At 64.4% G+C, this 12,856-nt stretch carries 12 protein-coding genes; 10 read left to right on the top strand and 2 right to left on the bottom strand.

From position 1 onward, the window contains the following. Positions 1 to 158 precede the first annotated feature (158 nt). The 5 genes from DYI42_RS16820 (at position 159) to DYI42_RS16800 (ending at position 6,021) form a co-directional block, all read left to right on the top strand. Positions 159 to 1,403 carry a sarcosine oxidase subunit beta family protein gene (locus DYI42_RS16820; protein ID WP_213547291.1) on the top strand — a complete coding sequence of 415 codons (1,245 nt, stop codon included), beginning with the start codon at positions 159 to 161 and terminating at the stop codon, positions 1,401 to 1,403. Between the two features lie 130 nt (positions 1,404 to 1,533). Beyond that, positions 1,534 to 1,878, top strand: a complete 345-nt coding sequence (locus DYI42_RS16815) for a hypothetical protein (RefSeq protein ID WP_213547290.1) — start codon at positions 1,534 to 1,536, stop codon at positions 1,876 to 1,878. Between the two features lie 267 nt (positions 1,879 to 2,145). Then, positions 2,146 to 2,463, top strand: a complete 318-nt coding sequence (locus DYI42_RS16810; protein ID WP_213547289.1) for a sarcosine oxidase subunit delta — start codon at positions 2,146 to 2,148, stop codon at positions 2,461 to 2,463. Next, entirely contained in the window at positions 2,460 to 5,471 is a 3,012-nt protein-coding gene (locus DYI42_RS16805) for a sarcosine oxidase subunit alpha family protein (RefSeq protein WP_213547288.1), read from the top strand. Before DYI42_RS16810 ends, DYI42_RS16805 begins: the two co-directional genes overlap by 4 nt. Then, positions 5,464 to 6,021: a sarcosine oxidase subunit gamma gene (locus tag DYI42_RS16800; RefSeq protein WP_213547287.1), complete on the top strand. Its 558-nt coding sequence runs from the start codon at positions 5,464 to 5,466 to the stop codon at positions 6,019 to 6,021. The genes DYI42_RS16805 and DYI42_RS16800 overlap by 8 nt, the downstream gene beginning before the upstream one ends. Positions 6,022 to 6,069: 48 nt before the next feature. Here DYI42_RS16800 and DYI42_RS16795 read toward each other — a convergent pair whose 3' ends face one another. Continuing rightward, positions 6,070 to 7,194 (bottom strand): glycosyltransferase family 61 protein, encoded by a 1,125-nt coding sequence (locus DYI42_RS16795; RefSeq protein WP_213547286.1) that lies wholly within the window; start codon positions 7,192 to 7,194, stop codon positions 6,070 to 6,072. Positions 7,195 to 7,347: 153 nt separating this feature from the next. Here DYI42_RS16795 and DYI42_RS16790 point away from each other — a divergent pair, with 153 nt between their 5' ends. The 4 genes from DYI42_RS16790 (at position 7,348) to DYI42_RS16775 (ending at position 10,389) form a co-directional block, all read left to right on the top strand. Further along, positions 7,348 to 8,688, top strand: a complete 1,341-nt coding sequence (locus DYI42_RS16790) for a GSCFA domain-containing protein (RefSeq protein ID WP_213547284.1) — start codon at positions 7,348 to 7,350, stop codon at positions 8,686 to 8,688. Between the two features lie 303 nt (positions 8,689 to 8,991). Next, positions 8,992 to 9,591: a superoxide dismutase gene (locus DYI42_RS16785; protein WP_213547282.1), complete on the top strand. Its 600-nt coding sequence runs from the start codon at positions 8,992 to 8,994 to the stop codon at positions 9,589 to 9,591. Positions 9,592 to 9,730: 139 nt separating this feature from the next. Continuing rightward, positions 9,731 to 9,937, top strand: coding sequence for a hypothetical protein (locus DYI42_RS16780; RefSeq protein ID WP_213547281.1), 207 nt, complete (start codon positions 9,731 to 9,733; stop codon positions 9,935 to 9,937). Next, the gene (locus tag DYI42_RS16775) at positions 9,934 to 10,389 is read left to right on the top strand and encodes a host attachment family protein (RefSeq protein WP_213547280.1); all 456 of its coding nucleotides are present in this window, start codon (positions 9,934 to 9,936) and stop codon (positions 10,387 to 10,389) included. Before DYI42_RS16780 ends, DYI42_RS16775 begins: the two co-directional genes overlap by 4 nt. Here the strand turns inward: DYI42_RS16775 and DYI42_RS16770 are convergent. Then, the gene (locus tag DYI42_RS16770; RefSeq protein ID WP_213547275.1) at positions 10,386 to 10,934 is read right to left on the bottom strand and encodes a TIGR00730 family Rossman fold protein; all 549 of its coding nucleotides are present in this window, start codon (positions 10,932 to 10,934) and stop codon (positions 10,386 to 10,388) included. The genes DYI42_RS16775 and DYI42_RS16770 overlap by 4 nt on opposite strands. A gap of 134 nt (positions 10,935 to 11,068) precedes the next feature. Here DYI42_RS16770 and DYI42_RS16765 point away from each other — a divergent pair, with 134 nt between their 5' ends. Next, the gene (locus DYI42_RS16765; protein ID WP_213547274.1) at positions 11,069 to 12,766 is read left to right on the top strand and encodes a LysM peptidoglycan-binding domain-containing protein; all 1,698 of its coding nucleotides are present in this window, start codon (positions 11,069 to 11,071) and stop codon (positions 12,764 to 12,766) included. The last annotated feature ends 90 nt before the right edge of the window (positions 12,767 to 12,856 follow it).

Here is a 12,856-nt window from a genome sequence, read left to right as displayed (position 1 = left end):
ACCTTCGCCTTAATGCAATTTGCAGCGGCGTCGCACCCGGTCACAAGCCTGCGGGCGGAGTCGCAATCCGGGGAAAGCATGTCGTTTCGCCGCATTTGCGACGCCGCTGCAAATTGCATTAAGGCGAAGGTTGACCCATCACCCGAAAGGCCCCGCCGATGCGCCGCTATTCCGCCTTTGCCATCGCCCGTGAAGCGCTTCGTTACCACACCGGCTGGGGCCGAGCCTGGGGCGCGCCCGCGCCGAAAAAGCACTACGACGTGGTGATTGTCGGGGCAGGGGGCCACGGCCTCGCCACCGCCTACTACCTCGGCAAGAACCATGGCATCACCGATGTCGCCATCATCGAGAAGGGCTGGCTCGGCGGCGGCAACACCGGGCGCAACACCACCATCATCCGCTCGAACTACCTGCAAGACCCCTCGGCGGCGATCTACGAGAAGGCCCGTTCGCTCTACGAGACCATGAGCCAGGATCTCAACTACAACGTCATGTTCAGCCCCCGCGGCGTGATGATGCTGGCTCAGACCGAGCATGAGAAGCGCGGCTACCTGCGCACCGCCCACGCCAATGCCCTGCAAGGGGTGAAGACCGAGTTCATCACCCCGGACCGCGTGAGGGAAATCGCCCCGATTATCAACATCGACGGCCCCCGCTACCCGGTGCTGGGCGCGCTCTGGCAGGCCCGCGCGGGCACCGCACGCCATGATGCCGTGGCCTGGGGCTACGCCCGCGCCTGCTCCGACATGGGGATGGACATCATCCAGACCTGCGAAGTCACCGGCGTCACCCGCGAGGGCGGCAAGGTGACCGGCGTGGAAACCTCCAAGGGCCACATCGGCTGCAACAAGCTTGGCATCGTGGTGGCCGGCCACTCCGGCCAGCTCGCCGAAATGGCGGGCTTCCGCCTGCCGATCGAGGCGGTGGCGCTGCAAGCCTATGTCTCCGAGCCGATCAAGCCCGCGCTCGACTGCGTCATCATGGCCAACACCGTCCACGGCTACCTCAGCCAGTCCGACAAGGGCGAAATGGTCATCGGCGGTGGGGCTGATAACCACAACAACTTCACCCAGCGCGGCAGCTTCTCGCATATCGAGGAAACCACGCGGGCGCTGATCGAAACCTTCCCCATGCTCTCGCGCCTCAAGATGCTGCGCCAATGGGGCGGCATCGTCGACATGACCGGGGATCGCTCGCCGATCCTGTCGAAAACGCCGGTCGACGGCATTTTCATCAACTGCGGCTGGGGCACCGGCGGCTTCAAAGCCATTCCCGGTTCGGGCTGGGGCTTTGCCGAGCTGATGGCCAAGGGCCACTCGCCCCTCACCGAGGCGTTCGGGCTCGAGCGCTTCCGCGAAGGCCGCTTCATCGACGAAAGCGTTGCCGCCGGGGTGGCCCACTGATGCTACTCGGCGATCTTCTGCCCATCGGCCAGGCCCCGCGGAACAACCCGGCCCCCTGCGTCGTTCTCTCCCCAATCACGGCGCGCGGTAGTGCGTGCCGATTGGAAAGAGACGGCACAGGAGACCAGACATGGCCCAGTACGAAGATCATTCGACCCACACCCACGCGCATCGTGAACCCGTGCGCGAAAGCTCCGGCACCGGCACAATGGCGTTCATCATCGGTGGCCTCGTCGTCGCCGTTGGCGTCATCGCGTGGTTCCTCATGGGTGGCGACATCGAGAACGGCACCGCAACGACCGTTCCGGCTGACGGTGGCGATGCCAGCGTCACCATCGAAAACACCGCGCCGGCCCCGACCGACGATGGCGCAGCCATGGAAACCGCGCCGGCAACCGATGGCGACGCCGCTGCCCCGGCAACCGATGCTGCCCCGGCGGACGACGCTGTACCCGCAGACGACGCGCAAAACTAAAACCACCCGGCCCGTCCCCTCGGGGGCGGATGCCACCACTCGTGCCATGGCCGCGCCTCTCCCTCGGGGTGCGGTCATGTCTGTTTGTGGAGCAGGGCGCGGCCCGGCAGCGCGCGTTGTGTTCACACCCCTTGCCCCCCACAAGACCACGCAATCGCGTATGCATGGAATGTGCATCGGATGTGCATGGGGTGTGGCCCCCCCGAGTTTCGCCGCTCCGACGGCGATTAACCTTCTCCCCGAATTGCGCAAACAGGGTTAACGCCGATGCTGAAATTCACCTGTCCCTACTGCGGCATAGAAGCCTCCGAAACCGAGTTGGCGGCGGGCGGCGAAGCGCATCTCAAGCGCTACGGCCCCGGCAGCTCCGAGCAGGACTTCGAAGGCTACCTGTTCCTGCGCAAGAACCCCAAGGGCGTGCACCTTGAGCGCTGGCGCCACGTGATGGGCTGCGGCAAGTGGTTTCTCGCCGCACGCCACACCGCCACGCTGGAGGTCTTCGGCACCTATTCGGCTCAAACCCATGAGCCGCCCGCAGAGATCATCGAGAACATTCGCGCCAAGTTTCCGGAGTGGCAGGCATGAGCACCCGTCTTTCCACCGGCGGTCGCCTGATCGACCGCGCAAAGCCCGTTTCCTTCCAGTTCAATGGCCGGAAAATGCAGGGGTTTCAGGGTGATAACCTTGCCGCCGCGCTGTTGGCCAATGGCCAGGTCGTGATGGGCCGCAGCTTCAAGTATCACCGCCCGCGCGGTGTGGTGGCCTCGGGCGCCGAAGAGCCCAACGCGCTCGTCGGGCTGGGCGAGGGCGGGCGCTTCGAGCCCAACCAGCGCGCGACCACCACCGAGCTTTTCGATGGCCTCACCGCCATCAGCCAAAACCACTGGCCCTCGCTCGATTTTGACGTGGGCGCGGTGAACTCCAGCCTGTCGCGCTTCCTGCCTGCGGGCTTCTACTACAAGACCTTCATCCACCCCCGGGCGGCCTGGAAACACCTGTTCGAGCCCTTCATCCGCAAGTCTGCGGGCCTCGGCAAACCCTCCAACCCGGGCGATCCCGATACCTACGAGCATGCCTACGTCCATGTCGATCTGCTGATCGTCGGGGGCGGCATCGCAGGGCTTCAGGCGGCGCTGACCGCGGCCAAAACCGACGCCAAGGTGCTGCTGCTGGAGCAGGAGGCCCATTGGGGCGGCCGTGCCCCCGTCGATGGGGCCGAGATCGACGGCGTGGCGGCCGAAGAGTGGATCAAGAACGCGCTGCAAACCCTTGAAGCGGCGCCGAATGTGACCCTGCGCAAACGCTGCATGGGCTCGGGCGTCTATGACCACGGTTATGCCTTGGCCTATGAGCGCTGCACCGATCACATGCCCGGTGCGGCCGGCCCCCGCCACCGCCTCTGGCGCATACGTGCAGGCCAGATCATCACTGCCACCGGCGCGCTGGAGCGGCCCCTCAGCTTCTCCGGAAACGACCGCCCCGGCGTGATGCTGGCCTCCGCCCTACGCGACTACATCGTCAACTACGGCGTTTCGCCGGGCGATCGGGTGGTTGTCGTGACCAACAATGACGACGCCTATCGCACCGCCCTGGCCGTTAAGGACTCCGGCCTCACCGTGGCCTGCATCATCGACGCGCGCGCCTCCGCCGACGGCCCGTTGCCGCAGGCCTGCCGCGATGCGGGAATCAGGGTGGAGACTGGCAAGGCCATCGCCGGTGTAGGAATGAAGGGCAAGGCTCTGAAATTCGTGGATATTTGTGCTCAGGCCGGTGAGGGCTCGGTGCTTGAAACCGTGGGGTGTGACGCCGTCGCCATGTCTGGTGGCTGGTCCCCCGTGGTGCACCTCTGGAGCCACTGCGGCGGTAAGCTGTTGTGGTCAGAAGATAATTTCCACTTCTACCCCGATGTCACCCGCTTCCCCACCGATCACAAGGGTGCGCAATACGTCCGCACAGCAGGCATCGCCTCGGGCGCCATGCTTACGCACGAAGTGCTTGGAAACGCATCCGAATCCGCCGTTGCCGCGCTGGAGCAGCTCGGCCACAGCGCCGAAGCCTGGCGCCCCTCCGCCACCGGTTCCGAAGAGGGCGCTATGGCCCCAGTCTGGGTCATGCCGCAGGGTGCGTCCAAGGCGAAAAAATCCAAGATGTGGCTGGACTTCCAGAACGACGTTAAGGTGTCAGATGTCGAACTGGCCGCGCAAGAGGGCTACCAGTCCGTCGAACATACCAAGCGCTACACCACTCTCGGCATGGCGACGGATCAAGGAAAACTCAGCAACATCAACGGCCTCGCCGTCCTCTCCGGCGCGCTGAACCAGCCGATCCCGCAGACCGGCACCACCACCTTCCGCCCGCCCTACACGCCCATTTCCATGGGCGTGATCGCCGGGCCAGGAACGGGTAAAACCTTCCAGCCGCTCAGAAAAACCCCGATGCACGGCTGGCATGAGGCCAATGGCGCCGATTGGGAGCCGGTCGGCCAGTGGCGGCGGCCCTATTGCTATACGAAGTCGGGCGAAAGCCGTGAGGCTGCCGTCTCAAGAGAGATCCGTAACACGCGGGACTCGCTCGGACTTCTGGATGCCAGCACCCTCGGCAAGATCCTCGTGACCGGCCCCGACGCGGGCAAGTTCCTCGATATGCTCTACACCAACATGATGAGCACGCTGAAGCCGGGCAAATGCCGCTATGGGCTGATGTGCAACGAAAACGGCTTCCTGATGGACGATGGCGTGGTGGCCCGGCTGGATGAGAACAGCTTCCTCGTCCACACCACCTCCGGCGGCGCGGATCACATGCACGCCCACATGGAAGACTGGCTGCAATGCGAGTGGTGGGATTGGAAGGTCTACACCGCCAACCTCACCGAGCAATACGCGCAGATCGCCGTTGTTGGCCCCAACGCTAGGAAACTGCTCGAAAAACTCGGCGGCATGGATGTGTCCAAGGAGGCGATGGCCTTCATGGAGCATGCCGATGGCGAGTTGGCAGAACTGCCGGTGCGGGTCTATCGCATCAGCTTCTCTGGCGAGCTCAGCTACGAGATTGCCGTGCCGGCGAACCGCGGGCTGGAGCTTTGGGAGAAGATCGTCGAGGCCGGGGCGGAGTGGAACATCACCCCCTATGGCACCGAGGCGCTCCATGTGATGCGGGCCGAGAAGGGCTTCATCATGATCGGCGACGAGACGGATGGCACCGTCATTCCACAGGATCTTAACCTCTCTTGGGCAATCTCCAAGAAGAAGGAGGATTTCCTCGGCAAACGGGCGCAGGCGCGCAGCCATATGGCCAGCGCCGAGCGCTGGAAGCTGGTGGGGCTGGAAACCATCGACGGCTCGGTTCTGCCCGATGGCGCCTATGCGCTGGCTGAGGGCACCAACGAGAACGGCCAACGCAACACGCAGGGCCGTGTGACCTCTACCTACCACTCGCCCACGCTGGGCCGCGGCATTGCCATGGGGCTGGTTCTGCACGGGCCAGACCGCATGGGGGAAGTGCTCAAGTTCAACAAGGTCGATGGCAGCGCCGTGGAGGCGAAAATCGTCGATCCGGTGTTCTACGACAAGGACGGGGAGAAGCAGAATGTCTGACCCGCGAAGCGCCGTTGGTGGCGCTGTTTACGAAGGTTACGTGACCGTAAAGGACTCGGGCGCGCACGGCATGATCACTCTGCGCGGCGACCATGCCGAGCTTGCCGAAGCCGTGAAGGCCGCCGTGGGCTCAGGGATGCCTACCCAACGCCGAATCGAAGGCGGGCTTGGCGGCGGTGCGGCCTGGGCCTCGCCCGACGAGCTCTTGCTGTTCTGCGATTATGCGGACGCGGCAGGGGCTTTGGAAAAGGCACGCAAGTCTCTGGAAGGAAATCATTTTCTCGTCGCCGACGTATCGGACGCGCGGGCGGTCTTCGCCCTCGAAGGCAGCGGAATCCGCGATCTGCTTGCCAAACTCTGTCCCGCCGATCTGTCCCCCGAGGCCTTGCCGCACGGCGAGTTCCGCCGCAGCCACCTCGGCCAGGTCGCCGCGGCGTTCTGGCTGGAGAGCGAAGAGACGGCGACGGTTATCTGCTTCCGCTCCGTCGCACCCTATGTCTACGACCTGCTGAGCGAGGCCGTCAAAGGTGGCCCGATCGGGATTTTCTGAGGCAGGGACAGGCCTTGCCAGTCAGCCCGCATGCGCGGGCGCCGTGCTCTAAGGGCCCTCGTAGGGCTTGAAGCCGCAACCCGCGCCGTCGGAGATGCGCTCTACTTCCGCCGCAAGTTCCGCTTCGGTGAGGTCGGGCCACTCTTCCTTGCCCTCGATCATGCCAGCGTCGATGAGCCCTTGACGCAGCGCGGGAAAATCGAGCTCGCCCCACGACGTGCGGGACGGCCGGTTGGCGTTTTCCTCGATCCAATTGCGCCGCAACGGGTTGATCGCCACCGCGTCGGCGCCTTTGAAGCTCTTGATCTGGCGCGCAAAAATCTGGTCCAGGTCGCCATCCCGCCGGGCGATTACGGCGGTGCGCTGGGCACTGTCGCCGACGAGCGCCAGAAGGTGCAGAGGCGAGCAATCCACCCCGATGATCTGCCGTGCCGCACGGTAGGCCGCGATCTGCTCGGCGTGCGAATGTTTCTGCGGGTGATAGGGCGTGTATCCCTCCGCTTCAAGCCAAGCCTCCAGCCGCTTCTCCGCCAGCACGGAGCCTCGCGCTCCGGGCAGCTCGGAGCGAGATATGTAAAGCTTTTCAGGACCTTCCGGCTCGATGTTCTTGCCGGCATGGGCATTGATGAAGTCGCGAAACTCGGGCGCGCCCTCGATCATCTGAAACATGCCGAAGCCCTGGCGCGGCACGTAGAGCCGCTCGACCCGCGTCGGGTCTTCAAGGTTGCGCATCGGCAGGTCGACACCAAGCGCTTCGAGAAACGGCCGGTAGACATTGGCCACATGCTCGGGCCGGTTCTGGAACTTGGGCACGTAAAGCACGCCGTCGATCTTGCCGCGCAGATGGTCGACCGCCCAGATCCGGCAGATGCTCTCGACGAGGAAGTGCCCGAAGTGGCCGAAAAGCGGGCCAAGAAACATCCACGATCCGGAAAGGGTTTCCACCGTATCGGGCTCGGGCATGACGGGCATTGTCGTCACCGCGTTCTTGCCCCGCCAGGTCACCGCGTTCTCGACCAGGGCGCCCGAGGCATCGAGCACGCCCGATCGCTGGACCGACTGGTTGCCAAGCCCCTTGGCCGGTGGCACAACATAGGCCCCCTCCAACTCGGTGATCTCATCGGCGATGGACCCGGAAATATCCGGGACGGTGAAGGGGAAGGGATCTGCCATGCGCTGCTCTCGAACTCTTGCGGAATGGCTAAGCATGTTGGCGCGGAAAGTAAATGAATCCTTGAACTTTTGCCCTATTTTCGCCGTGCTGCCTGAGCATATGTTGGAAGCATATGACGCAATCGACGTATAGACGACTCATAGGGGTGGAATATGGGCACCAGTAACATCGAGAGCTTGCCTGCAGTCGAGGCGATGGCGCGCGCGCGAGCCAACGAGTTGCGGCGCTACCCGGCTCCAAAACGCGATGGTGAGCGGCTCTATCCTCTGGCTACCCCGGAGAGCCGCCCCAGCTTTACGATCTCCCGTGACGAGACGATTTTCGCCATCGGCTCATGCTTCGCCCGCAACGTGGAGCGGGCGCTGGGAGAGGCGGGTATGCGCGTCATGTCGCGCGAGCACGATCTCGGAGAGATTGGCGACAGCCTCGACGACGCCGCGAATTTCTTCAACAAATACAGCATCCACTCGGTTCTGAACGAGATCACCTGGGCGCTGGAACGCGAGAAGTTTCCTGGGAAGGACATCCTCTACACCGGAGGGAAGGGGGCCTGGTTTGATGCGCAGCTCGGCATGGCGCGGCTGGAATTCGACCAGGAGACAATCCTGGAGTTTCGCCACAAGTACCTCGATGCCATGAAGGCCGTGATCGAGGCCGACGTGGTAATCCTGACGCTTGGCTATGTCGAAACGTGGTATGATCGCAAGCTCGGCCTCTATCTCAATGTCATGCCGCCGATGCCGGCGATGAAGAAGGAGCCCGATCGTTTCGAGTTCCGCGTGCTCTCCTACGACGACGTGCTGAAGGGGCTCAACGCGCTCTATGCGCTGCTTTCCAAGCATCGAAAGAAGCCGCTCAAGATGCTGGTCACCGTCTCACCAGTGCCGCTTCTGGCCACGTTCCGCGACATGGATGTGCTGGTGGCCAATGCCTATTCCAAATCGGTCCAGCGCGCTGCGCTCGACGAGTTCGTTCTTGGCAAGGAGGGGGTGGATTACTTTCCCTCCTATGAATTCGTGATCCTTTCGTCCCCAGAGGTCGCCTGGACGCGCAACGACTATCGCCATGTCTCGCCCGACCTGGTCGACCGGATCATGGGCAACGTGCTTTCGCGCTATCTGCCCGAGTCCGCCGCAGCCGACGCGAGCATTACCAGTGAAGGGTTGTTGGCCTCCGCCAAGATGCTGCAACGGGTGGAAAAATACGACGAGGTCCTGGCCCTGATCGATGAGCACAGGGGCCTGGCGGACGATGAGCCCGATATCCTCATGCTTGAGGCCACCGCGGCCCGGCGCGTGAAGGATCTGTCCAAGGCCTGGGATGCGCTGGTGAAAGTGACCGAGATCGACCCGGCACGACCCGATGCGCTTGAGCGCATGATCACGCTCTGCCGTCCGCTGGGCCGCAGAGACGAGGCACGCCAATTGATGTCGCGCCACGAGAATGCCTTCCCCGAGCGTGACAATTTCCGCGGCAGGGTAAGTTGGCTCTGAACCGCGGGTTGGGCCAAGCCGGTCACCCCCTCGCGGCAGTGTAGGCAAGCGGGCATCCGGGCGAGAACAGCGCGTGCGGAATGGTCCGCCTTGACAGGGGTTTTAGCGCGCCAGACCGTGTGGCACGAAATCCGCGTTTCGCGCCAGGCCATGTCGGCGACGTCTCGGCAAGCCGGTGCTGCATGTAAATCAACGGATAAGCGCGCGCCTTTGCGCCGAAAGACCGGGGTGTGCCCTTGACCTCGCCTCTGCGCGCACTCTTTATCCTGGTAACGAAATCACACTGACAGAGAGGAACCTTCCATGGCCTTCGAACTCCCCGATCTTCCTTATGCCCACGATGCGCTCGCCGATCTTGGCATGTCGAAGGAAACGCTCGAATATCACCACGACATCCACCACAAGGCCTATGTCGACAATGGCAACAAGGCGATTGCCGGCACCGAGTGGGAAGGCAAATCGGTCGAAGAGATCATCAAGGGCACCTATGATGCCTCCGCCGTGGCCCAGAACGGCATCTTCAACAACGCCTCGCAGTATTGGAACCACAACCAGTTCTGGGAGATGATGGGCCCGGGTGACAGCGGCATGCCCGGCGAGCTGGAAAAGGCGATCACCGAGAGCTTCGGCTCGGTCGACAAGTTCAAGGAAGAGTTCTCTGCCGCAGGCGCCGGTCAGTTCGGCTCGGGCTGGTGCTGGCTGGTGAAGGACACCGACGGCGGCCTGAAGGTGACCAAAACCGAGAACGGCGTGAACCCGCTCTGCTTCGGCCAGACCGCGCTGCTTGGCTGCGACGTCTGGGAGCACAGCTACTACATCGACTTCCGCAACAAGCGCCCGGCCTACCTCAGCAACTTCCTCGACAAGCTGGTGAACTGGGAAAACGTCGCCTCGCGCATGTGATCCCGGCGGGCGGTGCGCATAAGCGCCGCCGCAGTGCAAAAAACTAAAGGCGCGACGCTCCAACCGGGCGTCGCGCCTTTCCTTTTGCCGGAACCCGCATCGCTGCACATCCGTTGATCTTCCAAAGGAGGATTGAACGATGGCAGAACGCAAAAGATCCAAGGACATGAGCCGCGATACCGAGAAAATTCTGGGCGCAGAGGGCGAGATTTCCCACGGTGGCCGCGAGGGCGGCAGGCTGGCGCGACAGGTGGGCAGCAAGGACGAGCTGAAGCGGGCCAACGAGCGCCCAGCCGGTGCGACGCGTGTCACCAAGTCGATGGAAGAAGAGGAGGCCGACCAATGAGCGGGCTGACGCAGGGCACATGGGTGCTGGTCGCCGACAGCGAGAAGGCGCTGTTCCTCGAGAACATCACCGATGGAGAAGACCCCTACCTGGTGGTGTCCGGCAAGGAGGAGCAGGAAAATCCCTCCGACCGGGAGCAAAGCGCCAACCGGCCCGGGCGGATGCAGGATACAGGCGTTCAGCAACGCTCCGCGCTGGATGACACCGATTGGCATGAGCTTGCGAAGGAGCGCTTCGCCCACGATCTCGCGGACTTGCTCTACCAAAAGGCGCACAGGGGCGCGTTTGATCGTATCGTACTGGCTTGTGCGCCGCAGGTTCTGGGCGAGCTGCGGCAGACGCTTCACAAGGAAGTGGCCGACAAGGTGGTGTTCGAGGTGCCAAAGACCCTCACCAACCACCCGCTCGACGAGATCGAGAAGATCGTGAAGGGCGAGATGGAGGCAGCTTAGGTGCCCTTCAGCGCCGTTTCCAACGCCTCCACCGTGTCGACGGTGCGGTAGAACCCGTTGAGGTCGTCGCCGGCAAACCCGCTGGCGACGACATGCTCGATAAGCTCGGTCAGCTTCGTCCAGTAGCCGTTCGTGTTCAGCAGCAGGATCGGCTTTTCATGCAACCCGAGCTGCCGCCAGGTGAGCACCTCGAAGAGTTCGTCGAGCGAGCCCGCGCCCCCCGGTAGCACCACCACGGCGTCGGCGTTCATGAACATCACCTTCTTTCGCTCATGCATCGTCTCGGTGACAATGAAGGTGGTAAGGTCGCGCTTGCCCACCTCGCGCTGCAAAAGGTGGGTCGGAATCACGCCAAAAGTTTCTGCCCCACCGTTCTGCGCGCTGCGGGCCACGCGCCCCATCAGCCCCACGTCGCCTGCGCCGTAGACCAGCCGCCAGCCATTGCGCGCGATTGCCTCCCCCAGCGCTTCGGCGGCCTCCGCGTAGGCCGGGTCAGCCCCGTCGCGCGAGCCGCAATAGACGCAAATGGAAAGCGGAGCTGTCATCGGAATATCCCTGGAAGCTGTGATGAAGAGAGCCGTCATGCCGACGGAGTGTTTTGACCGGTGATAGCGCTATGGCTATGGTTGCTCAACCCGCACCCAGGTGCGGGGCCTTGAGGCTGGATCGAGGAAGGGCGATGTCGGCTTGGAAGTCCATCTCCCCCGTTGTGCGGGGTGCTCTTGCGGCTGCACTCATGGTGCTGGCGGCCCTGGGCCTGTGGCTGTGGCAAGCAGGTGCGCCGGTGGAGGCGCCGGCCGTTGCCGCTGTGGATGCGAAGGGCGAAGACGCCGCGCCAGCCGCTGCCCGCGAGAATGTGCCTCCCGAAAGCGCCGCGTCCACCGAAGAGCCCAGCCGAGATGAGCAGCAGACCGCCGCGACCGAGGCGCGCCCTGAGAGTGAGGCCGAAGAGCGAAGCGCCGACGCGGGTGAAACAGCCGGAGAGACCGAGATTGCGGAGGACGGTGCCGAGCTGCCCCTCCCAACGTTCGACCTCGTGCGTATTGAGCCGGACGGCTCGGCGCTGATCGCCGGCAGTGCCGCGCCGGGCGATACGGTGACTCTCCTTTTGGATGGCGCAGCACTTGCGGAGACCACGGCGGATGGGTCCGGGGCCTTCGTGGCGCTTGCAGAGATCCGGCCCGGCGCGACGCCACGCGTCCTTACGCTTTCAGCCACCGGTCAAGGCGATACCCGACACGCGGACGCCAGTGTCATCGTGGCACCCGCGCCCGCCACGGCGGCAGCGGCGGGCACCGGCACGCCGGGGGATGCTGCGGAGGACTCGCGGCCTGAAGTGGCGAGTGCCGCGCCGCCGGAACAGGTGGAGACTCCGCCCGAGACGGATGGTGCAAACCCCGCGCGCCTCCGCACCGAAGCCGTATCGACCGCGCCCGGCGCCCCCTCGGTTCCCGACACCGATGGCGCGCCCGTGCCGGAAACAACAGCAACCCCACAGCCCGCCACTACGGCGTCGGAGACCGCCGCGGACGAGCCTGCGCCTGAGCCCGTTGCGGTGGCGGACAATGTAACCGCGCAAGACGATACGCCCGGCGAAGCCAAGCCGCAGACGACCCGGGTTGCCGTGGCCACGCAGGCTGAGGTGCCCGCCACCGACGCAGTGGAGAGTGATGACGCGGCGCCTGTAGGCTCCGCAAACCCGGAGCAAGACCAGACCGTGGCGGAAACCGCCGACAGGTCCGGGGCCCTGCCGCCTGCCGAAACCCCGGCCACAGCCGCCGCCGAGCCTGCCACCGTGGCGCGGGGCGAACCCACACGGGCGGCCGCCGCGGCAGACGAGCCGCAGCTTCTGGTTGCCACGGGCGAGGGGTTGCGCGTGCTTCAGCCAAGCGCCTCTGCCGCCGAGGTGCCGCTTCGGGTGGAAACCATCGGCTACAGTGAGGGGGCTGTCACCCTCTCCGGTCAGGGCAGGGGCGGGCCCTCTGACCTTCGGATCTACCTCGACAACGCGCCCGTCGCGGTCGCCCCGCTGGAGACAGATGGCACGTGGACAGCCGAGTTGAACAACGTGAGCCCCGGCACCTATACCCTGCGGGTCGACCAACTGGCGGGTGACGGCAAGGTGACAGGGCGCTTCGAAACCCCCTTCCTGCGCGAAACGGAAGAGGCGCTGGCCCGGGCCGCTCCCGCCGACAGCGCTCCCCGAGAGCTGGCCGTGTCGGTCATCACCGTGCAGCCCGGCTACTCGCTCTGGGCCATCGCGACGGACCGCTATGGCGATGGCATGGCCTACCACAAGGTGCTTCAGGCCAATCGCAACCAGATCCGTGATCCGGACCTGATCTACCCCGGGCAGGTCTTCGACTTGCCGGAGTGATTTGGCCCTGCGGCGTGAACGCACTGGACGCCGCCGAAAAGCGCCTTAGGTTCGCCAAAACATTCACGATCCCGAGAGGTGCGCCAGGCC

Source organism: Vannielia litorea, from assembly GCF_018424695.1.
Classification (GTDB): Bacteria; Pseudomonadota; Alphaproteobacteria; order Rhodobacterales; family Rhodobacteraceae; genus Vannielia; species Vannielia litorea_A.
The sequence above is the reverse complement of the archived record's forward strand: the minus strand, read 5'-3'. Positions and strand labels throughout refer to the sequence as shown.

Coding starts and splice junctions, on each gene's coding strand:
- DYI42_RS16795 (WP_213547286.1), bottom strand. CDS start 7,194: ATGGCAGATCCCTTCCCCTTCACCGTCCCGGATATTTCCGGGTCCATC.
- DYI42_RS16800 (WP_213547287.1), top strand. CDS start 5,464: ATGTCTGACCCGCGAAGCGCCGTTGGTGGCGCTGTTTACGAAGGTTAC.
- DYI42_RS16765 (WP_213547274.1), top strand. CDS start 11,069: ATGTCGGCTTGGAAGTCCATCTCCCCCGTTGTGCGGGGTGCTCTTGCG.
- DYI42_RS16785 (WP_213547282.1), top strand. CDS start 8,992: ATGGCCTTCGAACTCCCCGATCTTCCTTATGCCCACGATGCGCTCGCC.
- DYI42_RS16810 (WP_213547289.1), top strand. CDS start 2,146: ATGCTGAAATTCACCTGTCCCTACTGCGGCATAGAAGCCTCCGAAACC.
- DYI42_RS16815 (WP_213547290.1), top strand. CDS start 1,534: ATGGCCCAGTACGAAGATCATTCGACCCACACCCACGCGCATCGTGAA.
- DYI42_RS16775 (WP_213547280.1), top strand. CDS start 9,934: ATGAGCGGGCTGACGCAGGGCACATGGGTGCTGGTCGCCGACAGCGAG.
- DYI42_RS16780 (WP_213547281.1), top strand. CDS start 9,731: ATGGCAGAACGCAAAAGATCCAAGGACATGAGCCGCGATACCGAGAAA.
- DYI42_RS16770 (WP_213547275.1), bottom strand. CDS start 10,934: ATGACAGCTCCGCTTTCCATTTGCGTCTATTGCGGCTCGCGCGACGGG.
- DYI42_RS16805 (WP_213547288.1), top strand. CDS start 2,460: ATGAGCACCCGTCTTTCCACCGGCGGTCGCCTGATCGACCGCGCAAAG.
- DYI42_RS16820 (WP_213547291.1), top strand. CDS start 159: ATGCGCCGCTATTCCGCCTTTGCCATCGCCCGTGAAGCGCTTCGTTAC.
- DYI42_RS16790 (WP_213547284.1), top strand. CDS start 7,348: ATGGGCACCAGTAACATCGAGAGCTTGCCTGCAGTCGAGGCGATGGCG.